19 protein-coding genes are annotated in these 25,894 nt (G+C 41.4%); 12 read left to right on the top strand and 7 right to left on the bottom strand.

Annotated elements, in window-relative coordinates; translation table 11 throughout:
• Positions 1-258: 258 nt before the first annotated feature.
• From N475_RS11465 to N475_RS11440, 4 genes are all read right to left on the bottom strand, one after another.
• Positions 259-639 carry a DUF6559 family protein gene (locus N475_RS11465; protein WP_063365319.1) on the bottom strand — a complete coding sequence of 127 codons (381 nt, stop codon included), beginning with the start codon at positions 637-639 and terminating at the stop codon, positions 259-261.
• 1,310 nt (positions 640-1,949) lie between these two features.
• The gene (locus N475_RS11450) at positions 1,950-2,297 is read right to left on the bottom strand and encodes a hypothetical protein (protein ID WP_063357750.1); all 348 of its coding nucleotides are present in this window, start codon (positions 2,295-2,297) and stop codon (positions 1,950-1,952) included.
• Positions 2,298-2,576: 279 nt separating this feature from the next.
• Positions 2,577-3,743, bottom strand: coding sequence for a MerR family transcriptional regulator (locus N475_RS11445; protein ID WP_063365318.1), 1,167 nt, complete (start codon positions 3,741-3,743; stop codon positions 2,577-2,579).
• Positions 3,744-3,892: 149 nt separating this feature from the next.
• Positions 3,893-7,276 (bottom strand): methyl-accepting chemotaxis protein, encoded by a 3,384-nt coding sequence (locus tag N475_RS11440; RefSeq protein ID WP_063365317.1) that lies wholly within the window; start codon positions 7,274-7,276, stop codon positions 3,893-3,895.
• A gap of 380 nt (positions 7,277-7,656) precedes the next feature.
• On the opposite strand from N475_RS11440, the gene N475_RS11435 reads away from it, so the two are divergent.
• Entirely contained in the window at positions 7,657-8,127 is a 471-nt protein-coding gene (locus N475_RS11435; RefSeq protein WP_155732576.1) for a GNAT family N-acetyltransferase, read from the top strand.
• 351 nt (positions 8,128-8,478) lie between these two features.
• Here the strand turns inward: N475_RS11435 and N475_RS25460 are convergent, their stop codons facing one another.
• Positions 8,479-8,643: a hypothetical protein gene (locus N475_RS25460; RefSeq protein ID WP_155732575.1), complete on the bottom strand. Its 165-nt coding sequence runs from the start codon at positions 8,641-8,643 to the stop codon at positions 8,479-8,481.
• A 370-nt stretch (positions 8,644-9,013) separates the two neighbouring features.
• Here N475_RS25460 and N475_RS11430 point away from each other — a divergent pair, with 370 nt between their 5' ends.
• Positions 9,014-9,517 (top strand): RNA methyltransferase, encoded by a 504-nt coding sequence (locus N475_RS11430; protein ID WP_063357754.1) that lies wholly within the window; start codon positions 9,014-9,016, stop codon positions 9,515-9,517.
• 59 nt (positions 9,518-9,576) lie between these two features.
• Here N475_RS11430 and katG read toward each other — a convergent pair whose 3' ends face one another.
• Positions 9,577-11,790, bottom strand: a complete 2,214-nt coding sequence (katG, locus tag N475_RS11425) for a catalase/peroxidase HPI (RefSeq protein WP_063357755.1) — start codon at positions 11,788-11,790, stop codon at positions 9,577-9,579.
• A 302-nt stretch (positions 11,791-12,092) separates the two neighbouring features.
• Between katG and N475_RS11420 the strand changes: the two genes are divergently transcribed.
• From N475_RS11420 to N475_RS11375, 10 genes are all read left to right on the top strand, one after another.
• Positions 12,093-13,013 (top strand): hydrogen peroxide-inducible genes activator, encoded by a 921-nt coding sequence (locus N475_RS11420; RefSeq protein WP_063365315.1) that lies wholly within the window; start codon positions 12,093-12,095, stop codon positions 13,011-13,013.
• Between the two features lie 200 nt (positions 13,014-13,213).
• Positions 13,214-13,927: a DUF4397 domain-containing protein gene (locus N475_RS11415; RefSeq protein ID WP_063365314.1), complete on the top strand. Its 714-nt coding sequence runs from the start codon at positions 13,214-13,216 to the stop codon at positions 13,925-13,927.
• A 277-nt stretch (positions 13,928-14,204) separates the two neighbouring features.
• Positions 14,205-14,621: a DoxX family protein gene (locus tag N475_RS11410; protein WP_063357758.1), complete on the top strand. Its 417-nt coding sequence runs from the start codon at positions 14,205-14,207 to the stop codon at positions 14,619-14,621.
• A gap of 146 nt (positions 14,622-14,767) precedes the next feature.
• Entirely contained in the window at positions 14,768-15,739 is a 972-nt protein-coding gene (locus tag N475_RS11405) for a glutathione S-transferase family protein (RefSeq protein WP_063365313.1), read from the top strand.
• Positions 15,740-16,031: 292 nt separating this feature from the next.
• Entirely contained in the window at positions 16,032-17,108 is a 1,077-nt protein-coding gene (locus N475_RS11400) for a serine hydrolase domain-containing protein (protein ID WP_063365312.1), read from the top strand.
• Between the two features lie 191 nt (positions 17,109-17,299).
• The gene (locus tag N475_RS11395; RefSeq protein WP_063365311.1) at positions 17,300-20,104 is read left to right on the top strand and encodes a TonB-dependent receptor; all 2,805 of its coding nucleotides are present in this window, start codon (positions 17,300-17,302) and stop codon (positions 20,102-20,104) included.
• Positions 20,105-20,157: 53 nt separating this feature from the next.
• Complete coding sequence (locus N475_RS11390; RefSeq protein WP_063365310.1) at positions 20,158-21,489, top strand: DUF5690 family protein; 1,332 nt, start codon at positions 20,158-20,160, stop codon at positions 21,487-21,489.
• Between the two features lie 26 nt (positions 21,490-21,515).
• A complete protein-coding gene (gene phnX / locus N475_RS11385; RefSeq protein ID WP_063365309.1) occupies positions 21,516-22,325 on the top strand; it encodes a phosphonoacetaldehyde hydrolase in 810 nt (269 codons plus the stop codon).
• On the top strand, positions 22,322-23,737 hold the full coding sequence (locus N475_RS11380) for an FAD-dependent oxidoreductase (RefSeq protein ID WP_063365308.1): 1,416 nt from the start codon (positions 22,322-22,324) through the stop codon (positions 23,735-23,737). The genes phnX and N475_RS11380 overlap by 4 nt, the downstream gene beginning before the upstream one ends.
• Before the next feature lie 132 nt (positions 23,738-23,869).
• Positions 23,870-24,562: a UTRA domain-containing protein gene (locus N475_RS11375; RefSeq protein WP_063357765.1), complete on the top strand. Its 693-nt coding sequence runs from the start codon at positions 23,870-23,872 to the stop codon at positions 24,560-24,562.
• A gap of 107 nt (positions 24,563-24,669) precedes the next feature.
• Here N475_RS11375 and N475_RS11370 read toward each other — a convergent pair whose 3' ends face one another.
• A complete protein-coding gene (locus N475_RS11370) occupies positions 24,670-25,833 on the bottom strand; it encodes a DUF819 family protein (protein ID WP_063365307.1) in 1,164 nt (387 codons plus the stop codon).
• Positions 25,834-25,894: the final 61 nt, after the last annotated feature.

The raw sequence follows: 25,894 nt of genomic DNA, 5'->3' as shown, positions 1-25,894 counted from the left end.
TGAGCCCCATTGGACTGCGACAAAGCCTTTATTATCAGCTTCTAAACATAGTTTTAAAAACTGAGGCGTGCTGCATTATTACTAAGCTTTGCTTGAAGTTAGTATCTGGTAAATAGGGGAGAAATGTGGGCCACATAAGTGCGAAAGTTACCACTATAAAAACAAACGAATACTCCTTTTACCCCTTTTTCATAACGATGCTTCCTTATTTTTAGTCAGAGGGTTAATTAAGTCGGATGATATGTGAGTAGCTGCCTATTATTCACCTCCACCACAACCGCCATCAGAGCAGCTGTCGCTTGGACCGAAAATACCGCCGTCCTGGCGTGGATTGAAACGACTTGAATAGTCGAGCAATGTATCAAAGTTAAATCTAGGCCAACTTTCAAAACACACTTTGGCAATTTCAGCTCGCAATTCGCCATAAATTGAAGTTAGTTGCAGGGTGTCAAAGTCAGATTCAGAACAAAACATGGCATAAGCATATTCAATATTATGCCGACTTTTAAACTGCAGCATAAAAGTCGAGAGTACTTCTTCAACAGGAAAGAATGCTTTTTTGCCATGGGCTTCTAGCAAGCGCTTAGGGAGCATGATTGCAATACTGGTTATAGAGTTCTTATTGAGTGCATCAAGCATATGAGCCTCCAAGCAATGCGTCTTGAGTTTAAATTACTTTAATGGCGTTAACCGAAAAAGTTCGAAAAGTATTCTCGGCATATAACCCCTGACGGCCACATATGAAAACCCCAACGCGCCTGAAAGTGCGCCGATAAATGAGAGCCAAGTATAACTGCCATTGTATTGTTCGATCATAATTGCAAACAATATCACAGTGGTTATCACCCATAACGGGAGTGCTAGAAAAATGGCTAAAAGTCTAAATATCTTTCGTGCTTTCAACATTTCCATAAAGTGTTACCCCTTCTATTTTGCCTGCATCAGCAGCTTGCTCTGCAGTGTTTTTTGGTTACTTCTCTGTCAATTGGCCAATTATTTTGTATATGAAGCTAGCGTTGTTGCCACAACTGCGGCCTTGGTATTTCACCAGCTTTGGCTGTAATTTCTATTCGCTTCAAATGCTTCCACTTCTAATGGCGCGTCGTTGTAGCCGTATTGTGCTAAATCGGAGAAGTGCAGAGATACAACTTTGTCCAAACAGGCTCTTTCTATTTGCAATACGTGAACTAACTCATGGGCTAATTTAGGCTTGCTTAAATGGTATCCTTTTCTAACGTATATGCTATGACCAAACACTTTCTCTCATTAAGTTGCTTACCAATTTTAAGTCCTTGATCCTCAATGTTATGCGCCCACTCTATGTATTGAGGTAGTAACACAACTGAAATGACTTTTTGATGGTAAAAGGCCAATACAAAAAGGGCTGCGACTACAGGTATAGATAAGAGCTTTACGACTTTCGTAATTTTACTTGAGTACCAACATTAATAATATTATTACCTATGTTAACATTGTATTTTATAAATTCTCTCATAAGCGTAACGAATCGTGTTAGTTGATGATCAAGAAGTGACTTTTGTACAAAGTATGATTTAGTGCTCTGCCATATCACGGCAATCGAATTTAGATACTTGAGCACATGTCTATCAGTTTATCTAAGCTCATAACATCAAAGGTCTGTAGGATAAATACCACCGGACGACACTGATAGACAGAGCTAAAAATGGTGTGATATTGAAGAAAAGGTGAATGAAAAAATTGTTCAAAAACTATTCATTTAGATGTTGTGACAATTAACCTAGATGTTGCCTCAAATTATGTGTACATATAAATATATAGTCAATTTTAAGTGAGTAGTGGTTATATAATATATTTCCAATCTTAATTTGATTGCTTTTTGAGCAGTAAAATATTTTCTAAAAAAACTTATACTGTATCGAGTTTAAAAAGCAAACATTACTCACTTAAAATTTTTCTATGGTTTTAATTTAACCTTTAATTTCAATCCAGTTTACATCAACAATGTTGGGTGCGATTGTGCATTGTCCAGTGCTGAAAACATCAACGTTTTTCTTAGAAGCTTGGGCTGCAAGAGCCAATGCTAGAAGCGCTTTACCTAAATCTGTATTTACTTTAAAGTGCATTCTTTCTGCGCTCGTGTGGCAGGCATCTTTTTGCAAGATTGGCTTATCAAATTTAATCGAGCAATTTTCAGTCGTCCCGATGTAACCACAATACAAAGAGGTTATTTTTGCATTGTAGACGTGACTTGCTGAGAAGGCATCGGTACTAAAAAGTATCATTACTAATGATAAGATAGAACTTAATTTTCTCACGAAGTTTCCCTTTTAATCATGTGTTTATAGTGAATTTTTAACGTATATTAATGAGCTTTTGACTCCATATTCGACCATTATATTATACTTTTTCGGTATATTTAAACGCTTTGTTGTAAAATCGGCCAGCTAGGAAATTAAAGTATTCATTTTGTGTGTATGATCTACGCTCAAATATATCACTTTATTAACCTTTTTTTGATTCTAAATTAATTTATTAATTTTTAAGGGGACGCTTATACCTGACGAGCTTTCAACCTCTTGTATGTGGGTTTCTCACTATTTGGATAAAACAAAGAAGTGATATCCAAAGCTATTTTTATTCTGTTTACTAATCTCAATTTCAAATTCTAAGTTTTGAAGTGCCTTCGATTTCTTGCCATTACTTTTGAGGACTTTTACTCGACGTTCCAGTGGTCCATAGTAGTTTTTCCAAGCCAGTTCGCTTTGTGGGAAGTGGTCAACTAATCGGTATCCAGACTCTTTGATTTGAATTGCTCGTTCGGAAACTGTTTTCATATCTGGGTATTCCTGCAACCAAAATGCTTTTACCCTCTTACTTGGAGAATTTGTGTACCAAACTAAGTCGCTAAATACCAGCATACCTTGTTTGGAAAGCAGAGGTTTCCAGCTGCGCAGCGCATTTATAACGCCCATAATGTACGCACTGCCTTCAGCCCAGATTAGGTCAAAACTTTCAATTGGATATTCAAGTGTAGTCATACTGATACAATCGATAGTCAGTCGTTCTGACAGACCCAATCGCTCAAAGTTTTCTTGCAGAACATTGAGCGCTGATTGTTCGCTGTCGACTGCGGTAATGTGAGCAGCGCTGTGTGTTGCCAGTGTTTGCGTTGCATGGCCTTTACCACATCCGATTTCCAGAATGCTAGCAATAGATTTAGGTACGTTTTTAAGCGCTTCAAGCGTATCTTCCCGACTTCCTGGTGCCCAGAGTTCAAGTGGTTGAATAGCCTCCATAAAGTCCGATATATAAGTATCATGCACGTTAATGTCTTTTGAAAGCCATTTAAGTTTTAGTGCCTCCTTTTCATCAAACCCCTGTTTTATTAACCAATCTAGGTGAGCATCGGGTGCAATTTTATTTAGCTCTTCGTGCCAAGTTTTTAATTCTCCTTCACCAAGCATCGCTGAAAGTAAATTTCGAGACTGCTGCTTTATTTTAATCTCTGTATCGAGCGCGGATAATCGGCTTTTCAATAGTTGCCTGTCTATTTTAGTATCAATGCACGCTTTGCATTCACTGAGTGTCAATCCACCAGCAAGCAGTTGTTGAATTAAACGTACTCGTTGAAGTTCTTTTTGTGTATAAATTCTATATCCATTTTCGAGCCGTTTACTTGAAATGAGACCTTGTTTCTTATAGTAGAGTAGAGCGGTGCGAGACATTCCCACTAGTTTTGCGAGTTCAGAAATTTTAAACATTTTGCGCTTATACGGTATAACACTACCTACACTGTAGACTATGAAGTAATAGACAGGTCAAGAGGGGGGGGGTTGAATTTCATCAGATTTAAGTGAATGACTTTAAGTAAAATACCCGCAGCAAATATTATGGCTGCGGGTGGGTTTAATTATGAAGCGATATGTGCCAGCCCCTTTGCATTGCTGACACTGCTTTTGTCTAAAGTGAAAAAGTCCATTGTGCGATTCATATTATTGGCTTGATCAGCCATTGACTGTCCAGCAGCAGACGCTTCTTCCACTAGTGCAGCGTTTTGCTGTGTCATTTCGTCCATTTGGGTAACTGCACTGTTGACTTGGACAATCCCCTCAGACTGTTGGCGAGCAGAAACAGCCAGTTCTTGCATCATTGCGCGAACTTTTGAAGTCGACTCTACGATCTCTAAGAGGGTTTCCCCAGATTTATTGACCAAAGAAGTGCCTTCTTCTACTTTTGTTTGACTGTCTCGGATGAGCTCTTTGATTTCTTTTGCCGCCTCTGAGGAGCGTTGGGCAAGATTTCTTACTTCGCCAGCAACGACAGCAAAGCCCCTTCCTTGCTCTCCAGCTCTTGCAGCTTCGACAGCAGCATTGAGCGCCAATAAGTTGGTTTGAAAAGCAATCTCGTCAATGACGCCGATGATTTCAGAAATTTCTTTGCTTGAATCACTGATTTCCTTCATGGCTGTGACAGCTAAATTGACAACTTGTCCACCTTGTTCAGCGCGTTGTTCGGCTTCCATAGATAGCTCATTGGCATTTTCAGCACGTTTGCTGCTTTGTTTCACACTATCTGTCATGGCGTCCATACTGGCCGATGTTTCTTCGAGGCTAGATGCTTGCTCTTCAGTACGTTGACTGAGGTCCATATTCCCCTGTGCAATTTCGTTGGCACTTTGAGAAATACTCCCTGCTGAAGAGCGAATACTGGAAATAATTTCTGTCAGCTTATCAGCTGTCGCGTTGGTGTCTTCTTTGAGTCGGCCAAATTTGCCTTGGTACTCATTTGTGATACGTTTTGATAAGTCGCCATGGGCAAGGGAACCTAACATTTGCATCACATCATCAAGGGCTACCTCTACAGTGTCCAATAGGCCATTCAAACCCTGACTTAGGTTGCCAAAGAATCCGGACTTGCCTGTGGGGTCAATTTTTTTACTGAGATCGCCTTGAGATGCCGCTTGAACAATTTGGTCAATTTCTTTTTCGATATTGACTTCTGCGGTACGATCAACCCATTCAAGTACTGTCCCTATGCGTTCACCTTCAACCTCAATTGGATTCGCTGTCAATCCAAACACTTTGTCACCGATATTTTCAACCCTTCTCAGGGTGTCGTCTAAGTTATCAAAGACTAGTTTTTGTTGCTCGGGCTCCAAGTAAAAGTCTTGAATTGCAAAGCCAATAAGTTCTGTTGAGCTAAAGGAGCCAACGTGTCGACGAATGTCATGCTCAGACTCTGCCATCATTTTTTGTAATGCATTATTGGCATAGATGATATTCAAATCAGGATCGGCAATCATTACATTGCCAGAGACACTGTCTAATGCATATTTCACGCGTGCATTTTCTGAGGCAATCCGTGACTTTTCTAGTTCTAGCGCGAGCCACTCTGTTTTGTCCTGCCACTCGATTACAGTACCAACTCGTTTACCCTCAACATTAACTGGACTCGCGACAATAGAGAATGTTCTTCCAGCCACAACAAACTCACTTTCGTGGCTTGTAACTAGTGTGTCGTATTCTACCAACAGTTCAGAAAAGTGCTCAAAGTTGCGCGCGAGTGGCTGATTTTTTAATCCAGTTGGGTCAAATTCAGGAAGGGCTTTGGTGATGTCCCGTTCTGCATTTGCGAACATCTGCTCAAGCGCTGCATTTAAGTAGATAATTTGGTAATTATCATCAGTGATCATTACTTGACCTGATGAGCCATCCAATGCGTACTTCACACGGGCATTTTCAGATGCTACTCGAGCCTTTTCTTTTTCATTTGCTAACCACTGAGTTTTATCTTCCCATTCATATACCAGGCCAACTGTTTGACCATCAACAACAACAGGGCTTGCGACCAATGCAAATGTTCTTCCTGCTATTTCCAGTTCGCTTTCAAAGGTGCTGGATAATTTCTGAACTTGATTTTCAACCTCCGAAAAAGTTGGTAGCTGCATGCTTAAAGGCGCGTTTAGAATGCTGCTGTAGTCAAAGCTTGGGTGTACTTGACAAATATCTTGGCTTGCTTCTTTAAACATCGAGTTGATAGCATCATTTAGATAGATAACTTGGCCTTTTTTGTTGGCAATCATGACACAGGCACTGGCATTATCTAGAGCGCTTTTAATTCGCGCATTGGCACTCGCTATGCGCTTCTCTTCTTGCTCTTTTTCCTTGCCAAGTCTCAAACTATCACGCATTGAAAGCATTGATTTAAACACCCCTTTTGGTGCGCTTTCATCATACTTTTCATCTAAGTCACCGCGGGCAATCGCTATGGCAATCTGCTCAAGTTCGTTGGGGTCTTTACCTAACTGCGCCATAACAGAGCGGGTTAGGATAAAGACTACGCATCCGCTCAATAACAGGGCAATGGCAAAGGTAACTAAAATTTTATTTATTGCGAATTCATTGTCAGCTTTTAACCTAGGTCCTAGTGTGTCTTGATCAGATTTAACCGAGAGCTTTAAGTTATCCACTAACTTTGCGAACTGAGGCCCAATGACATCAAGTGTGTTGGCGACTTTATCATTTCTGTCGACGATAATATCGTGAACGCTCTGATAAGCTATTTTGTACTCAGATTCCATATTTCTGATTTGGTTAATCATTTGTCTGCTGGAGTTAGAATTTGTCAACAGCTCAATGCGATCCATCTGTTCTTCAAATTGTGAGAATTCCTGCCTAACTCGCTGATCAGCACTTTCATCGTTACTCTCCAAGTACTTAATAACGTACAAACGACCCAGAAGTAGATTTCGCATAGCAACGCCAGTCAAATAAGCGAGCTGAGTGTTACTGTCTTCAGATGCTTGATACATAAGCTTAGTGAGCTCTCGCTCCATTTGAGGGCCCAATACATTGAGCTGTCCATTGACGAGCTCATCTCTTTGCACTCGATAGCCTTTAATAATTTCAAAGGTCTGATTGTACTGAGTAATTTCTTTTATGAGTTCCTCTACCATTGCAGCACGTTCGGGTTTGTTGATTTCTCGAGTTGCATCATTAAGTAACTTCTCTACCTCAACAAAATATTGGTTGTACTGGTTTATATCCTTGTCGCTACCGGTTAATAAGAAATCTTTCACATTCATACGAACCATCAGCATATTTGATTGCAATATGCCTGCTAGGTTGCTGTCACGCGCTAGTTCGCGATAGTCTTTGAAGCCGTCCGAGGCTGTTTTTAAAGCAAAGAATGAAATTAAGCCAATAATGGCCAATGTAACCATTACCGCAGAAAAAGCCGCAATAAGCTTGGATTGTAGCGTAGATAAAAAATTGAATCGGGCAGAGTTAACCATGTTCAAAGTTCCCTTAAGACGCTGGTGTAGCGAGAAATATCAAAAGTCCTGACAACAAGTATAGAAGCTAAATAACAATGCGTTTCATTATTGATGAAATATGTATTGGACAAAGCTCAGTTGGGCTCTGAATTGGTAGTTTTTGTATTGTTTTAACAGGTGTTAAAAACTTTAAATAACAATATTTTAATTCCTTTTTATGGATGTTTTTCAACATGAACAGTGTGTATCGAAGTTTGAGTAAAAAGCTGAAATTTGTCATGAGCTACACGGAATTTGATACTCAGAGTAGTTATTGTTCAGGGCGGCAAATCAACACCGGTCTTGTATGGCTAGTAATTGCTATAAGTGTATGATATTTAAATTGTAGGGAGTACTCTTTGGAGCTGTCTAGAATGAATGGTGAAGTAACAATAAGAAAAGCGAAGAAAGAAGAAATACACTGGGTAAATGAGCAATACCAGAGAATCGGTTTTAAATTGTCTAGTTTAGAATCTGATTTGATAGCGATTGCAATGATTGATGGCCAGAAAATTGGCGTGGGCCGTGTTCAAACTATTTCTGAGTTTCATGCTGAGTTGGGGGGGATGTATGTCAACCCAGATTTTAGAGGCGCTGGCGTGGCTGCCAAGTTGTTCGCATTTTTAGTTGAAAATGCCTCCCAGTTCAAACATGTATATTGTTTGCCATTTGCACACTTAGCAAAGTTTTATCAGAAATTTGGTTTTAAACAAGTGATAGAGCGTGACGATGTGCCCGACCTGATATTGAGCAAGCATCATTGGTGTAACGATATATACGACCATGAAACTTTGTTGTTTGTAAAATACAACTCGAAAACAGAGTATTAATTACTCTTGTGATTGACATTGTGGAACTGATTGAGCACAACGGTCGTTAAGTCAGCTATCTAGTTTATTAAACATGAAACTAGTCCGTTTAATTTACAAACGCTGCTTGAACGCATGAGGAATAATGATAAATAGAACCTGTTTGGTTTGTCCTGTGCATTTAAGCGTTGTTTTATGTCGGTTAGTACGGCCTTTTTGGCGCTAATGTAGCACGTCGGGTTTTTATACGGATGAATGACTGCTGGAACATACATTTTGATAAGTGCAATACGAGCAAAATTCGCAGGTAGTGACAACACATATTAAAGCGACCTCATAGGTTTATAAGGTCGCTTGAGCGAGTCATTAAAATTAAGACAAGCAAGCCTGTGGGTGTGTACAAGCCCATTCAGAGTGACAAGCTGCACGTGTTTCAATGAGAGGCTTACCACCTGCGATGTTTGGGGTAACATCTAGGTTTAATGAACGTTTGTTAGATAGATGTTTTATTGTGTTTTTCTTCATTTTAAGTTTCATTAGTATCTCCTTGATTTGTACAAAAGTGCACCTTTACAAAGCTAGCGAATCAAAAATTTAGAATCAATAGATATACATAAGCTGTTACATTCAATAGAAATTTTTAGTTTGTAACAGGCGATAGTTAAGACATATCTTATTACTTATTTTTCAATTAATTTTCTTAGAAAGTTGTTTTATATACTTTCTTTTTAATCAATAATTTGAAGGACGATAAATATCGGTGACGATGGAGGTGAAATTTCCATTTGTTACACTATGTGTCGAGGTCGACTTTCTGGCCTAACTGGCACTATATTCCGCGCGTGATACAATCGCCCGTCGAAAATTTTTGGTGGTATTTGCTGCCAGCACATTGAGAGTTAAAAATATGAGTGAGTCTTACTCGGCAATTGGTCTGGTTAATCCGAAGTCACCAACCAATGTAGGTGGAGTTTTACGTGCTGCGGGGTGTTATGGTGCGCAAGCTGTGTATTTCAGTGGAAATAGATATGCAAAAGCGGCAAAGTATCACACAGACACAAAAAATATTGCCGATAATATCCCTATTGAACAAGTGGATGACTTTAAGGTATTAAAAACTTCCAATAGAGCCCTTGTGTGTGTTGAGTTAGTAGAAGGTGCAATCCCCCTGCCTGAGTTTAAACATCCGGAGGATGCTCTTTATGTATTCGGTCCTGAAGATGGCAGCTTGCCGCAAAGTATTGTTGATGTAGCTGATGCGGTTGTTTACGTGCCAACAACTGGGTGTATGAATCTTGCCGCAACTGTAAATGTACTTTTATATGACCGAATGGCAAAACGTACAGCATCTTTTGATTCCCAACAGGTACTTACAAGTAGGGATACAAACAATCGCCTGACTGTCGGCTAAAGTGCTTTTTCATTATTGCAGATTTAAAAAGCCGCGGTTAGCGGCTTTTTAGTGTCGTTTTATCGTAAATCAAACCTATCCAAACGCATGACCTTTACCCATACTTTGATAAAGTCATCAACAAACTTCTGCTGTGCATCTTCAGATGCGTAAACTTCAGAGATCGCTCGTAATTCAGAGTTGGATCCAAAAATCAAATCGACAGAGCTCGCTTGCCACTGCTGCTTGCCCGACTTTCTGTCCAGCCCAATATAAATGCCTGCTTGGGTGTTAGACTTTTTCCACTTTGTTTTCATATCCAGTAAGTTGATGAAAAACGCATTGTTTAGCTGCCCAGGAGTATGAGTCAGTACTCCTGTTTGTGAGTTGTCAGTGTTGGTACCAAGTACGCGCATGCCACCCATTAAAACTGTCATTTCTGGTACAGATAGTCCAAGCATATTGGCTTTATCTACCAACATCTTTGTTGGAGACATGAAGGCATCTTCATTGTAATAGTTTCTGAATGCGTCTGCTTTTGGTTCTAAGTAGCTGAAAGATTTCACATCAGTCTGCACTTGACTGGCGTCGGTTCTTCCCGGAGCAAAAGGCACAGATATTTTGAAACCGGCTTTTGCTGCAGCATTTTCAAGTCCGCTAGCGCCGCCTAAAACGATGAGATCTGCAAGTGATACTTTGCGTTTAGCGTGTTTATTGAACTTATTCTTAACCCGCGTAAGCTGCCTCAATACTGAGCTCAATTGTGCAGGGTTATTGACTGCCCATGTATTTTGCGGGGCCAACTGAATTCTTGCTCCATTCGCACCACCACGCATATCTGTTACTCGGTGGCTTGATGCAGAAGCCCACGCGGTTTCGATTAAGTCGGCATCACTGAGCCCTGTCTTATTAATTGCTTGCTTTAGCTTTTTAATATCCGTTAAAGAGATGGGCTCGCCCGTTGATTCTGGCAATGGATCTTGCCATAAGAGAACCTCTTTTGGGATATCATTGCCAAGGTAGCGAGCTCGGGGGCCCATATCCCGGTGCGTTAACTTAAACCATGCTTTTGCAAACGCCAATTCATACTCTTGTGGATCAGCTCTAAAGCGCTCCACAATTTTACGAAACGCCGCATCTTCTTTTAGTGCTAAGTCAGTTGTAAACATAATTGGCGCGCTGCGTTTGTTTTTAATGTGGGCATCAGGTACTAGATTTGCAGCTGCAGGGTTATCTGGGATCCACTGAATCGCACCAGCAGGACTTTTGGTTTGCACCCAGTTGAAGTTCATTAGATTGTCGAGATAGTTTGTTGACCAGCGCGTGGGGGTAACGGTCCAAGCACCTTCGAAACCACTGGTACTCGTATCGGCTCCTTTGCCACTGCCACAGGTATTTTTCCACCCGAACCCTTGTTGCTCAGTTGGTGCTGCCGCGGGCTCTTTTCCGATACAGTTATTTGGCTTTTTGGCACCGTGTGCCTTGCCAAAAGTATGGCCACCAGCAATGAGTGCGACTATTTCCTCGTCATTCATTGCCATACGGCCAAATGATAAACGAATGTCTTTTGCAGCAAGCAACGGGTCAGGTTTGCCATGTGGGCCTTGTGGGTTTACATAAATCAAGCCCATTTCAACCGCTGCTAATGGGCCTTTTAACTTTCCTTTTTTGTCTCTTCTCTTATCTGCCAAAAAAGTCGTTTCTGGACCCCAGTATACAAGATCAGGCTCCCAGTCATCACTTCGTCCACCAGCAAACCCAAAGGTTTTGAAGCCCATAGACTCGAGCGAAACATTGCCTGCAAGCACCATAAGGTCTGCCCAAGATAACTGTTTACCATATTTTTGCTTGACGGGCCAAAGTAGGCGCCTCGCTTTATCTAAATTGGCATTGTCTGGCCAGCTGTTTAAAGGGTTGAATCTTTGTTGACCACCTGCTGCACCACCTCGACCGTCATGAACTCGGTACACGCCTGCACTGTGCCATGCCATACGGATCATTAATGGTCCGTAGTGCCCCCAGTCGGCGGGCCACCAGTCTTGAGAATTAGTTAAAGTGGATTTGATATCCGCTTTGACTTTTTCTAAATCAAGTTTGATAAATTCATTGCGATAGTCAAAATCTTCACCGTAGGGGTTTGACTTAATCCCGTGCTGTCTTAGTGGGCTTAAGTCGAGCTGTTCAGGCCACCAAAATTGATTAGTTTTAATGTGAGTTGCAGACGGTGATGCCATTGCGGTGCCACAAAACGCCATACTGACGATTGCTGCCAAGGTTAATGTTTTCGTACGCATATTAAAGCTCCAAATAAGATTACTCAGTGCGTGTGTAAAAGCTGCCTGAGTGAGTGTCCTTTAGAGCCTAAAATCACCGACCAAAGAATTAAAATTGAATAACTTAAAGATAATCATCAGTTTTTTAGAATATCTACCTCGAAAGTGAACACGATATTTTATCTGTATGAAAATATTGAATTTTTAAGGTTTTCAATACCAACCCTTTCGATGTTTGTATGAATTTCGCTCATTGGCTTGGGTGCATTATTTAATTAAGCGATTAAGATAGAGAAAACAATCTAAAATAAAGAACATTAGCGATGGTTTCACTTAAACAAATTGTCTATGCGTTGGCTGTAGAAAAGGCACTGCATTTTAAAAAAGCAGCTGATGCTTGTCATGTATCACAGTCTACACTGAGCACCGCGATTCACGAACTCGAAAAGCATTTAGGCACAGTCATTTTTGAACGCAATAACAAACATGTGTTTGTTACTGAAGAAGGCAGGTTATTGCTAGATAAGGCGAGGAAGATCAAGTTAGAGGTTGATGAGTTAATGACCCTTGCACAGACCAATAAAGCCCCATTAGCACGACCAATGAAAATTGGTGTGATCCCAACAATCGGGCCATTTTTGCTACCTAAAGTACTGCCTGAAGTACGCAAACAATATCCAGATTTTAGATTAAAAATTATTGAGGATCAGTCTCATGTATTGGCTGATATGCTTCGCCAAGGAGACTTAGATGCTGCGATTTTGGCACTCCCTTATCAAATAGAAGGTCTCATGGCATTTGATTTTTGGCAGGAAGACTTTTACTGGGTGAGTCACAAAGAAGAATGTTGCACGGACTTTGAAGAGATAAGCAGTGAACAATTTGAAATGAACAAATTAATGCTGCTAAAAGATGGACATTGTTTGAAAGAGCATGCGTTGAGTGCCTGTAAATTGTCGAACGAACAAAAAGATACCTCTTTCGATAGCACAAGCTTACATACCTTGATTCAAATGGTTGTAGTTAAAATGGGTACAACATTGGTGCCACAAATGGCTTTAGACCAATTGGTAAAAGGCGAGTCTGATCTAGTTGCAATCCACCTAAATGAACCTGGGCCCCACCGCACAATCTCATTAGTAGTGAGGCCTAACTATGTACGTACGAGTGACATAACTATTTTGCAAAAACTGTTTAATCAAGAACTGAGAAAAAGCTGTGCAATGAGTTTTTGCAACATTTAATGGACATGTCAGCGGCGCTTGAATAGTTGGCTAATCGCATCGCTGGCTAGATTAGAAAGCACCGAGTATACAATGTTGCAAATTAATCTACCGCCTTGTAACGCTTGACTACATCAAAGTAGGTAATAGTTACACTCGATAACAACTTCAGGAAGATAGCTTGATTATACTTTCTCCAGTGACAATTGGAGGAGAGTAAAGTGAATTTAATCAAAGGTTTAGTGTTCTCGGTTTTCGTCGGTGTATTAGCTGGGTGTAGTGATGATAGTTACACCGCGGATGTCAGTGCAATCAACTTGGTGAACAGCGAAGTAGACGTATACTGGCAATTTGAAAAAGGCAAAGAGGAAATGTCTTTATCGGATAAAAATGGACTACTTTTTGGTGAAAAATCAGCTGAAAAACTGTTGATACAAGATGATTCTGATGGGAATGTTTTCACGTTTTATGGGGTGAAAGGCAACTCATTGGAAACGGCCATTGAGTCAACTCGTTTTCGCTTTTCAGAACACGCCGACTACGTAGTATATGCATTTGGTCGCCTTGACAATGACTCTGCTCAAGCGGCACAGCTGGGAGCAGTGAAAATTAACGATGATGAGGTTGCGAGTAGTAAATATCGAGTCATTGTGTTTCACACCTATGTTGCAGACATGGGTAAGATAGACGTTTATGTGGGCGATGAAAGAGTAGCGGAGGATCTCGAGTATGGAGATGCGACTGATTACCTTGACCTACCGATTGAGCAAAACGAACTCATTGTGGTAAAAGCAGGGCAGGGGGCAAACACAGATAACCCTATAGCTAAAGCAACCTTGTCACCTCAAGCTGGTGATATTCAACTAGCTTACATTACGTCAACTTCAGAAAATGAAGGAAACATTAAGTCATACAAAGTAAATAAAGCTCAATAGCTAGAAGTAAAATCACATAGTAAGCCACCTTTACCTTGGGTGGCTTTTTTATTTCTTATCACCCTAAATATTTCTAAATACAGCCCCTTTTAACCTAATACACACTTAACCTAATACACACTTACAGATAGCCTCTAATTTTGATTACCTTTTAAATTCTTAAAAATAGAATGTTAAGCTCATTTTTTACTAATTTTAATTGTTTTAAACGATAGTAAACTTGTTAGCAAGTCAGGCAAAGGTGCCAAGAAAAAGTTTAGAGCTTAGGAGTAAAACAATGAAATTAGTCAATTTTATCTCGAACAATGAAAGCTTATCTAGCATTGCGAATTTAATTGGTCGTGTTGGTTTATCAGTTATTTTCATTCTAGCAGGGATGAATAAAGTTCAATATTACGACGGTAATGCACAGTACTTAGTATCAGGTGGCTTGCCCGAATTCTTATTGCCAGTGGTAATTGCATTTGAATTGATAGGTGGCCTGTTTATTCTTGCTGGCGCACTAACGCAACTAACAGCGTTGGCATTTGCAGGGTTTTGTGTCGTGAGCGCCCTTGTATTTCACAATAACTTAGCAGATCAAATGCAGTTTTTTATGTTCTTTAAAAATATAGCAATGGCTGGTGGCTTTCTAGCGTTGGCTTCTGCAGGGGCAGGGCGTTTTAGTGTAGACCACAAGCTTGTAAAACAGTAACGCATAATGTGGCTGGTATACATCGTTATACCAGCAATTTACACAGAGTTAAGAGGGTGGCTTTTATACAAAGCGCAAATAAACACTGTGCGCATCTAGTCAAAGCTACTGCAAAGGTTTCATGTTTTTAGATTTGGAGAAAAATAATGGGCTTATTAGTAAACGGTCAATGGCATGACAAGTGGTACGATACGGCTTCTAGCAATGGTGAGTTTCAAAGAGAAGCTGCACAGCTGCGCAATTGGGTTACAGCAAGCGGCGATGCTGGGCAAAGTGGTGAGGCGGGCTTTAAAGCCGAGAAAGGTCGCTATCATCTGTATGTTTCACTAGCATGTCCATGGGCGCATCGAACTTTGATTTTTCGTAATTTAAAAGGGTTAGCAGACTACATAGATGTGTCTATTGTTAGCCCAGATATGCTTCAAAATGGCTGGACATTTGACAAAGAGACTGGCAGTACGGGCGATGGATTATTCGATAGTGCATACATGCATCAAATCTATACAAAAAACAAAACTGATTATAGTGGTCGCGTAACGGTACCTGTGCTGTGGGACAAACAGCAGCAACGAATCGTGAGTAATGAGTCATCAGAAATCATTCGTATGTTTAACAGCGCATTTAACCATTTAACAGGGAATGAGCTTGATTTTTATCCTTTAGAACTCCAGCCACAAATTGATGAAATAAATGGCTTTGTTTACGAAAGTATCAATAATGGAGTGTACCGAACTGGTTTTGCGACCAGTCAAGAAGCGTATTCTGCTGCGTACGAAAAGTTATTTGATGCACTTGATAAAGTGGAAGAGATACTGAGCAGCAATCAATATCTTGTGGGAGACACTTTGACTGAAGCAGACTGGCGTCTATTTACAACTTTGATCCGTTTTGATTCAGTCTACGTTGGACACTTTAAATGTAATAAGCGCACCATTGAAAGCTATCCTAATATTTCTAATTATGTGCGTGCTTTATACCAGTACCCTGATGTCGCGCAAACGGTAGACTTTTACCATATTAAGCGCCATTACTACTTTAGTCATACGATGATCAATCCAACTCAAGTAGTGCCAAACGGACCTGATATAGATTACGGTCGAGCTCATAATCGGTTATGAGCGTGGCTCGAGTCGCAATAAAGGGCCTACGGGCTCTTTTTTGATTATTCATATAGTAAGGTTGGTTGAAGGCCCAATCACCACATAAAGTTTATAGCGAAAACGCGATGAGGCATGTTGCTTTGGCGACTTTGAATCACCGCAGTAATGCTCACAATACTATGAATGTATGAGAAAGCGTCTAGACTAAAAGGTTATTCGTAAAAGCTGTGTAGCTTTGGTGAACGATATTGTCCATAACCCTAGCTTTTTCTGTGGCTTATCGGTACAGTTGCCAATAAAAGAGTTGTCGATGTTTAGAATAATCACTCAAGTTACCTTGTGTTTTTTCGCCCTTTCAGGGTGTAACTTTCTTGATGAACAGAGTGATACGCAGAAGTTGAAGGGGTTACTCGCCCAACACGCTCAGAAGCACCAAATCCCAGCTCAAGGACTTTTAGTATTGCACCAAGACAAAGAGGTGTTCAAAGATGTCTATAGTAGCGAACTGTTTAAAAAAGAACATGCGCTCAACAAAGACAGCTTATTCCCTATTTATTCCATTAGTAAACTATTTGCCAGTATTTTAATTTTGCAATTTGTCGAAGAGCAAAAGATTGCGCTCGACAGCCCTGCCTCTATGTACGTAAAAGGTTTGCCAATAGGCTGGCAAAATATTCCCGTTAGTGCGTTTTTAAATCATGCATCTGGTGTCCCTGAATATTTTGAAAGAGACGTAAAGCAATTTACTTTTGCACCAAATAAACAAGAGACCTTTGAGCGTTTAAAGGCAAAACCCGTACACTTTGCCCCAGCAACAAAAATAAGATATACACAAACCAACTATTTGGTATTGGCTGCTATTTTAGAGTCTGTTTCAGGGGTTAACTATGAAAAGCTTGTTGAACAACGCATACTTACTCCGCTTGGTATGAATAGCACCTTAAGGCTACAGCTATCTGAGCGCTATCCGAATGTTGTTAAAACTTATCATGTAAAGGCTGGTAAATTGATTGAGTTTAAGCCAATTCAATGGCCGGACTACAGTGCTGCGCATGGCGGGTATTATAGCAATCTAGATGATATTGGGCGATTTTTATCTGCTGTGGCTGCTGGAAAACTAATTAGTCAAACACAATTGCAGAAATACTTTCAACCATATCGCTTACGTGATGGCAATATCGGCTATTTTGCGTCTGGGTGGGACTATGGCAGAAATTGGCAATTTCAGGAGTTGGGTCATGATGGGGGCACATTAAGTCGGGTTAGAATTCTATTCAAAGATAAGCTAGATGACGCATATATCATTGTTTATTTTACCAATGGTAACAGTGATGGCGTTTGGTCTAGAGTGCTTGTTGACGCGGTGCAATCAAGCTTGTCATTGTGAGTGTAGAGCTGCTTATTACTTCGTTTTCTTCATAAATATACAAAGGCATACCTTGTAAAAAGGTGAAGTTCTTCCTTTTCTTTAAACCAACCTTTAACCAAACCGTCACGCCAGTGTAAAAAACCGCCATTACTCTATTTGCAACAAATTGGTCTAGACCAGAAAGAAACCCAACATTTGAGATAAAAGCAATGAGTAAACTAACACAAATCGCAGCAGCGATAGTTTTGGCTAGTAGTGCAAGTGTATATGCCTCCAGTGGCAAATTGGTAGGGGTAGTTGAAGATCCGCAATCAAGCTTACCCGGTGCGATTGTACGTGTTAAAGGCAGTGATGTGTCCACAGTGACGAATTATCGCGGCGAGTTTGCCTTGTCTAAGCTGGCAAGTGGTCGTTATACCTTGTTCGTTTCTTATATTGGTTATGGGGATGTAGAAATTGAGGTTGAAGTGACCGATGGCAAAGTTGTAACACTTAAGCCTATTGTTTTAAACAACAGCCAAACTATTGAAGAGGTTGTTAGTGTTGGGCAAATCTTTAGAGGTGAAATGGCCGCAGCAAACACACAAAAGAATGCGTTGAGTATCAAGAGTGTCATTGCCGCGGATGGTATAGGGAAACTACCAGACAGAAATGCGGCGGAAGCTGTTCAGAGGATCCCTGGTGTGTCAATTGAACGGGATCAAGGTGAAGGTCGCTTTGTTGCAGTAAGAGGACTGCCAGCACAATGGAGTTCGACCAGTTTAAATGGTAATCGCTTGCCAACGGCGGAAGAAGAGACCACAAGCCGCGCAACTGCCTTTGACTTTTTTCCAAGTGAATTAATTGAATTTGTAGAAGTATCCAAAGCCATTACGCCAGACATGGAAGGCGATGCAATTGGTGGAAATGTAAATTTCATTACTAAAAAAGGCGCAGATGAGTTCATTTTAAAAACCAATCTAGGGGTGGGTCAAAATGAGCTAGCTGATGGTAACAATTACTCAGCCAATGTGATCTATGGCGATAGAGTTTTAAACGACAAGCTTGGATTTATCATCAATGCTACGGCATGGAAGCGAGACTGGGCAACAGACAATTTCGAAACCCGTAGACGTGGTAAAGAAGAAGATTATGGGATCTACCGTTTAGAACTGCGAGATTATACAGGGACACGAGAAACATATGGTTTAAACGGATCCGTAGAGTATGATTTAGACAATGGTTCAATTAGCGCAAGCGCCTTGTATGGCACCTTGGTTGATGACGAAACGCATTACAAACACCGCTTACGTTTTGATAAAAGTCGAATAGAACTACAACATATACGCGATGAGCTAATCACCGAAATGACTGGGTATGAGTTTAGAGGTGAACATGACTTTGGGATTGATAAAACACTCAATTGGCAAATCGCCAGTTACGAGAACGAATTTCGTTACGGGAACAAACCAAATACGCAAGATCATAGCTATTTCGTCATGCGTTTTGACCAGCAAGTGAATTATTCAGGGTTGAAAGAGGCGTCAAATGGTAAGTCATATGCCTATAATGTTGTCGATGGCGGGCAAGATCCTTGGAATGGTATTGGCACTTACTTACCTGAAAACTTCAGTATGGACCCCTCACAGAGCCAGCTGTCTTGGGTCAATTTGTATAAAGTGTTTGTTAATGAGAAGGACCGTGCAGTAGTCAATGTCGACCTTGATTGGCAAATAGATAATGCGCTAGCCGTGAAATTTGGCGCCAAATATCGTGATAAGCAAAGACAAGCTAGCTTCTCCGATGAGTTCTACAGTTGGGGCGAAACTAGCGGAGATACCCCAACATTGGATAGCTTTACACTTTCAGACCAACCTGGCCGTAATGACTATCTTTCTGAGTTACCTGTAAATTACCAAGGTATTTTTGCGCCAGTAGCCTCTACTGAAGACGCCATGCAGTTTTGGAATAACAACAGGGCTAAATTTGAGCTTGATGAAGGTGAGTCTGCACTGGTGCAAAATGGCGGAGCGCTCGGGCGTAACTTCACCGTAAACGAAACACATGCCTCATTTTATGGAATGGGCATATACCAATTAAATGAAGACGTCGAAATAGTTGCTGGTATTCGTGCCACACACACTGACACTGAAGTTTTAGGGTTTACTTATTTAGAAGATTCAAATTCATTGGTAGCGAATAATCACACGAAAGATTATTGGGCTATTTTGCCATCTTTTCACCTGACCTATCGAGCAAGTGAAGATACTAATTATCGTTTTGCTTTGACCCGCACATTTGCACGTCCTGACTTTGGCGATTTAACGGCGGGTGGTACGTTTTTAGAGCAAGAGCAGAAATTGGAAACCGGTAACCCTGACTTAAACCCAACGTTCTCAATAAATCTAGATTTAATGGTCGAGCATTATTTTGAACGTGTTGGCTTGCTATCAGCTGGAGTATTTTATAAGGACATCAAGGATCCCATCTATTGGTCTACACAAAAAGATACATACCGAGGTGTCGATGGCATTAGCATTACTCGTCCAGAAAATGGTGACGGTGCAAAAGTCGCAGGCGTCGAAATTGCGTTCAATCGAGATCTAGCATTTATATCGCCCCAATTGGAGAACTTTGGGGTGATGAGTAATGCAACATTTATGGACTCTGAAATGACTGGGCTCAATCGGGGCGATAACCCTGCAATACCAGGTCAAGCAGATGAGCTCTACAATTTCACGCTGTATTATGACGATACACAATTTGCTGCACGATTCTCTGTTAATCACAAAGGCGCATACATAGACGAACATGGGTCAGAGGAGAATGCGTCGCAAGAAGATATCTTTTACGGCGCCAATACCACCGTTGATTTCACCACGTCATATCAACTTAATGAGCATGCTCTAGTGTACCTAGAATTGAACAATCTGACTGATGAGCCTTTGGAGTACTACCAAGGGAATAAGGGACGTCCTGTTCAAGTGGAGTACTACGGTATTCGTGGCATGGTCGGACTGAACTATCAGTTTTAATCATTAAGGTATCGAGGCAGGTGTAACAGCCTGCTCATATGAGTGGAAGTATCATGATCAATTTTCGCCTTTGGCAGCAACCTCCTGCTTGGATTGACAAAGCAAGTGGGGTGGGTTTCGTCTTGTTTGCAGCGTCAAGTGCGTTTTTAACTTACTTTAGTATGTACGCGTTTCGTAAGCCATTTTCTGTAAATTCTTATGACGCATATAACAACTCAGACTGGCTAGTAAGTTTTAAAGTAGCACTGATTCTAGCCCAAGTTTTTGGCTACCTGTGTGCCAAGCTTGTTGGTGTAAAAGTCATAGCTGAAATGCAACCAAGTAGGCGTGTATACGCGATTTTAGGCATGATCTTAAGTGCCGAACTTGCATTGGTGCTGTTTGCATTAACACCCAATGGCATCAATGTGGTCTGGCTGTTTGTCAATGGGTTATCCCTTGGCATGATTTGGGGGTTAGTATTTAGCTATTTAGAAGGGCGCAAAACCACCGAAATTCTTGGGGCCGTATTAAGTGTGACGTTTATCTTAGCGTCTGGTCTTGTTAGAACTGTGGGGCAATGGCTGGTGGTTGAGCTTGACGTCCATGAGCTTTGGATGCCAGCGGTAACTGGGGCTGTGTTTCTACCATTATTATTTTTAAGTGTCTTATGTTTAAACAGCATTCCCAAGCCTACTCAAGAGGATGAACTGGCTAGACAAAAGCGCGCTCCCATGAGTGGCAAAGCTCGTTGGCAGTTCTTTAAGCGATATTGGTTTGGCATTCTCGCGCTGGTATTGAGCTTTTTATTATTTACTGGCTTTAGAGATTTTCGTGACAACTTCTCAGCAGAAATTTGGCATGCATTGGGGTATGGCCATGAGCCCACAATATTTGCCTACGCAGGGATTAGAATCGCTTTTTTTGTCCTTTTGGCAATGGCGGCACTGGTGCTGATAAAAAAAAATCGAACAGCATTCTTTGCTAATCACTATTTTATTTTGCTTGGTATTCTCCTCTTAGCGGGAAGCACCTACGGATATGAGTCTCAATGGCTGTCTTCCAAGGCTTGGATGGTACTGCTCGGGGCTGGTTTGTATATCAGTTATATACCCTACAATTGCTTTTTATTTGACCGGCTAATCTCTGCAGTGGGCTCGACCGCAAACGCTGGTTTTTTGATTTATCTTGCAGATTCGGCTGGGTACATCGGCTCCGTGGGCATTTTGTTGTACAAAACATTTGCAACACCAGAGCTCTCTTGGTTGCAATTTTTTGTGTCTGCTTGTTATTGGATCTCAGCAATTGCTGGTGTCTTGGTGATCAGCGCCTTTATTTACTTCAAAACTCAATTACTCAGCACACAAAAAATCTCCACTCGTAACATTGAAATCGCATCTAGCTAACGCATTTACACATACTAGGAATAATCATGAAACACATAAAAGCACTTATTTTGGATTGGGCAGGAACGGTTGTGGACTATGGCTCAATTGCACCGACAAGTATCTTTGTTGAAGCATTCAAACGTGGCTTTGACTTTGATATTTCATTGCAAGAAGCTCGCGGCCCAATGGGAATGGGAAAGTGGGACCATATCAGCACGTTGTTGAACACACCTGAGATTAGTAGTCGTTGGCAGGCGCAGTTTGGTAGATTACCCTCGAACCAAGATGTTGATCACATATACGAAACGTTTATGCCATTACAGATAGCTAAGGTGACACAGCGAGCAAAGCCAATTGAAGGCACCCTCGATGTCATCCATCGACTTCAGGCGTCCGGCATTAAAATTGGCAGTTGCTCGGGTTACCCAAAACCTGTTATGGACGTGCTGGTGCCTGCTTCAGCAGAGTATGGGTACATTCCAGATTGCGTTGTTGCGAGTGACGAATGTGTGGCGGGATCTCGTCCGGGGCCGTGGATGGCTTTGGAGAATGTACAGCGCCTCGGGATTTCTCGGGTTGCATCATGTGTTAAAGTGGACGATTCGGTACACGGCATTACTGAAGGGCTAAACGCGGGAATGTGGACTATTGGTTTGGCTATTACCGGTAATGCAGTTGGGCTTAGTGAAGAAGAGTGGCGCGCGTTAGATGAATCGCAGCAGCAGGCACTAGCGTATAGAGCTTATGCGCAGCTATCAACTGCGGGTGCACACTATGTGATTGACTCACTTGCAGATATTGAGCCTGTACTACTTGAGATTGAGTCTAAATTGGCGCGTGGGGAGCGCCCATGAAACGCTTTCAACCTTTTTGGTTTGACGAAGCAATAGAAGAGGCCGATTTGGCCTCTGCCAAGCCACTAACACATGATATCGATACAGGTGCTTGTATTATTGGCGGTGGCTATACTGGGCTTTGGACAGCAATTATGCTCAAGCAGAAAAAGCCAGAACTTGATGTCACGGTAATAGAAAAGGACTTGTGTGGGCAAGGAGCTTCGGGCCGAAATGGAGGGGCTATGTTAACTTGGTCCACCAAGTTTGCTAGCCTTATCAAGTTATTTGGATTAGAGCAAGCGTGCTTTTTAGTGAAAAGCTCTGAGCAAGCTGTCCATGAAATTCAAAACTTTGCTCAGAGGCATTGTATTGACTGTGATTGTCGCGTAGACGGTACCTATTACACGGCATCTAACTGTGCGCAAATGTCTAGCTTAGCACCGATAATGACATTGCTTGAAAAGCACAATATTAATCATTGGCAGGTGGTGGATAAATCGCGACTTCGAAATACTGGTTCGGATGCAAATCGCAGAGCCATATTCAGTCCTCATGCTGGCAGTATTCAACCAGCAAAATTGGTCAGGGGGCTGCGCCGTGTAGCCAACAAATTGGGCGTACGCATATTTGAAAAAACGGCCTACAAATCTCATATTGGCGGAGAGACTTTAGCCATTACCACCCAGCAAGGTGCGGTTATACGGGCAACGAGCTTAACTTTCGCAGTCAATGCTTGGTTGCCTTCGTTGCGACCTGAATTTTCTAGAAATGTTGTGTTGGTGTCTAGTGATATGGCAATAACTAAGCCAATGCCTGCGCTGCTATCACAGCTCAATTTGCACCATGGTGCGCCAATTATCGATGCGCGAATTTTTGTTAACTACTATCGTACTACATCGGATGGGAGATTGATGCTGGGCAAGGGCGGCAATTACTTTAGCTTTGCTAATCAAGTAACTAGTCGGTTTGACAAAGCGAGTCGCTATTCAGAGATCCTTAGCCAGTCCTTGAAGTACTTTTTTAACACCCCAATGCAGCTTGATCGAACTTGGACCGGCCCATCTGATCGCAGTGTATCTGGTTTGCCATTTTTTGGTCAGTTGAAAGGACAAAACAATGTTTACTTTGGTAGCGGTTACTCTGGAAATGGAGTTGTACAGTCTTTTATTGGTGGGAAAATCTTGAGTGCGTTGATCACTAAGCAGAATAATGAATGGGCTGGGTGTGCTTTGGTTAATGGAGCGTTGGCGAAATTTCCTTATGAACCATTTAGAAGTATCGGTGCATATACAATAAGAAATGCAATTAGACGCAAGGAGTATGCACAAGATATGGGTGAAACACCGTCTAAATTTGACGAGTGGCTTAGCCGATTAAGCGCCAGCGCAGCAAAACTAGACCCTGATATCGAACGGTTGGCGAAAATGTAGTCAGGCGTTTTGATTAATTCGATGGAGATATTTCACCTTTCTATACAAGATATTAAGCTTACAGAGATTCAGATTGTCATAAAACTCACGTAAGCTTGTCATATCTAGCAGGTTTCAGTTTTAAATAATGCCATGTTGCTATATCAAAAAATTCGTAACTATATTCAAGATTTGTTGGCCCAAGGTTCTATGCAACCTGGTTCTAAATTGCCTTCTGAGCGCAGTTTACAGGACACATTTAATTCAACCAGAATTACAGTGAGAGAGGCGCTAGCTAGGTTAGAAGCTGAGGGGCTTATTTATAGTCAAAAGCGTCGAGGTTGGTTTGTTACTTCAAAAAAGCTGAGCTGGCACCCTGCACGCAAAGTAAACTTTAATCGACTAACTAAAGAGCAAGGCTTTGAACCAAAGACAGAAGTGATTAGTATCGAAGCTCCAAGCTCTGGGTATCATGTTGCAAAAGAACACTTTTCGGGCGAGGCACTTTTTAAATTGACGCGAGTAAGAAAAGTCGATGAGCGGGCGATTTTGATGGAGGAGATCTACTGCCTCGAATCGCGTTTTGAAGGGCTCGATAAACAAGCTTTAAATGGTTCAATAACTGATGTGATGTCTATGCATTACAATGTAGAGATAAGCCATGAAAAATGTGTGATAAGCGTGACTGTATTGCCTGATGAAGTCGCACAAAAGTTAGAAAAGAACAGCGGTGCGCCGTGCTTAAAAGTAAAGCGAGCACGCTATGATGGGCAAAAACAGCTGGTGGATTACAATGTAGAATATTGGCTACATGATGCAATTGAAATGGTGGTAGAAGGGATTTAATTTTAAAAACTTAAAGCGATTGTGTGAATTACTTTATTTATAAGTACTATACTGAGTAACTAAAGAGGTACAAGGGCGAAGCCTAGCACCTCTTTAACTGCACATCTCTACATTGCTTGGAGCAGCATTGCGACGCCAATACCGCCACCAGTTCCAATAATCACGCCCATAAGCGCCATCAAGATTGCTACAGGGACCAGAGTTTGACTATATGCCGCTGCAAGCACAGGAGACGAAGCGACACCGCCGATATTCGCCAGTGATGCGATTCCACATGTGAACAGGTCTAGTTTAAATATTTTTGCGATAGTGGTAAGTATAACGCCATGGATGAGTAAAATCACAAAACCGGCAAGTATATAAGCTGGGGCCTGAGTAAGCTCTGCAAAGTTCGCGTTGGCAGCAATAAGTGCAACAAGTGTATATAACAATACATTGGATAGTTGAGGCGATCCTGGAATTTTTCCAAGGGGAGTCATAGCACAAATCACACCAGCAATGGTGACTATCATGATGCTCCAAGTGGTGCTATTCAAAACGGCGTTTTGTGGCAGCAAACCAGATACAAAAGTAGCCAGTGCCGATAAACCAAATGCACAACCGAGCAGTAGCATCATATCAGGGAAGGTGGTTTCTTTGCGTATTTGGTCATTGGAGAGCGTGAGCTTTTGCTGTAAATCATCGAGTGTACTTGTATCGGCTTTTGTCCAGTCGTTAAACTTGTGTGCAAAAGGTACCAATGCCAATAAAAACATAATCCACATGGCGTAATCTATTGAATCTATTAATAGGGTATAGCCCATGCCCGCATCATTGAGCCCAAGTGCCTGCTGCACTGCAACCATGTTTTGCGTGCCTCCAATCCAACTACCAGCCAATGCGCCAAATGTAAGTGCGGCGTTGTCACTTAAAAAGCTTTGGAATAGGGCAAAGGAAACAATAAAACCGAGCACAATACTGAGCGTTGCTGCGAAAAAAGTACCTAGCAGTTTGGGTCCAAGTTTCACAATATCCCTTAGATCAGCGCGCAATAGCATCAAAAAAATCATTGCGGGTAAAATCGCGGTTCTGACTTCTCCACGCGCTTGTTTAACTGAATCTGTCATCTCCCACACACCCAGTGTGGACATTACCATCGCTGAAAAATAGATTATAATGACCGCTGGTACATATTTAAAAAATCGACCGTCCTTATATTTATTTTCATACCAAATCACTAGGCCTGAAAAAAACATCAAAAATGCAATAAATGAAAACCCATCTTGGATCATGCTTTCCTCTATTTTAATTATTATTTAACCAGCGTTATGCTAGCTGATCTTGATAGGAAAA

The sequence above is a fragment of the Pseudoalteromonas luteoviolacea DSM 6061 genome, from assembly GCF_001625655.1.
GTDB lineage: Bacteria > Pseudomonadota > Gammaproteobacteria > Enterobacterales > Alteromonadaceae > Pseudoalteromonas > Pseudoalteromonas luteoviolacea.
The sequence above is the reverse complement of the archived record's forward strand: the minus strand, read 5'-3'. Positions and strand labels throughout refer to the sequence as shown.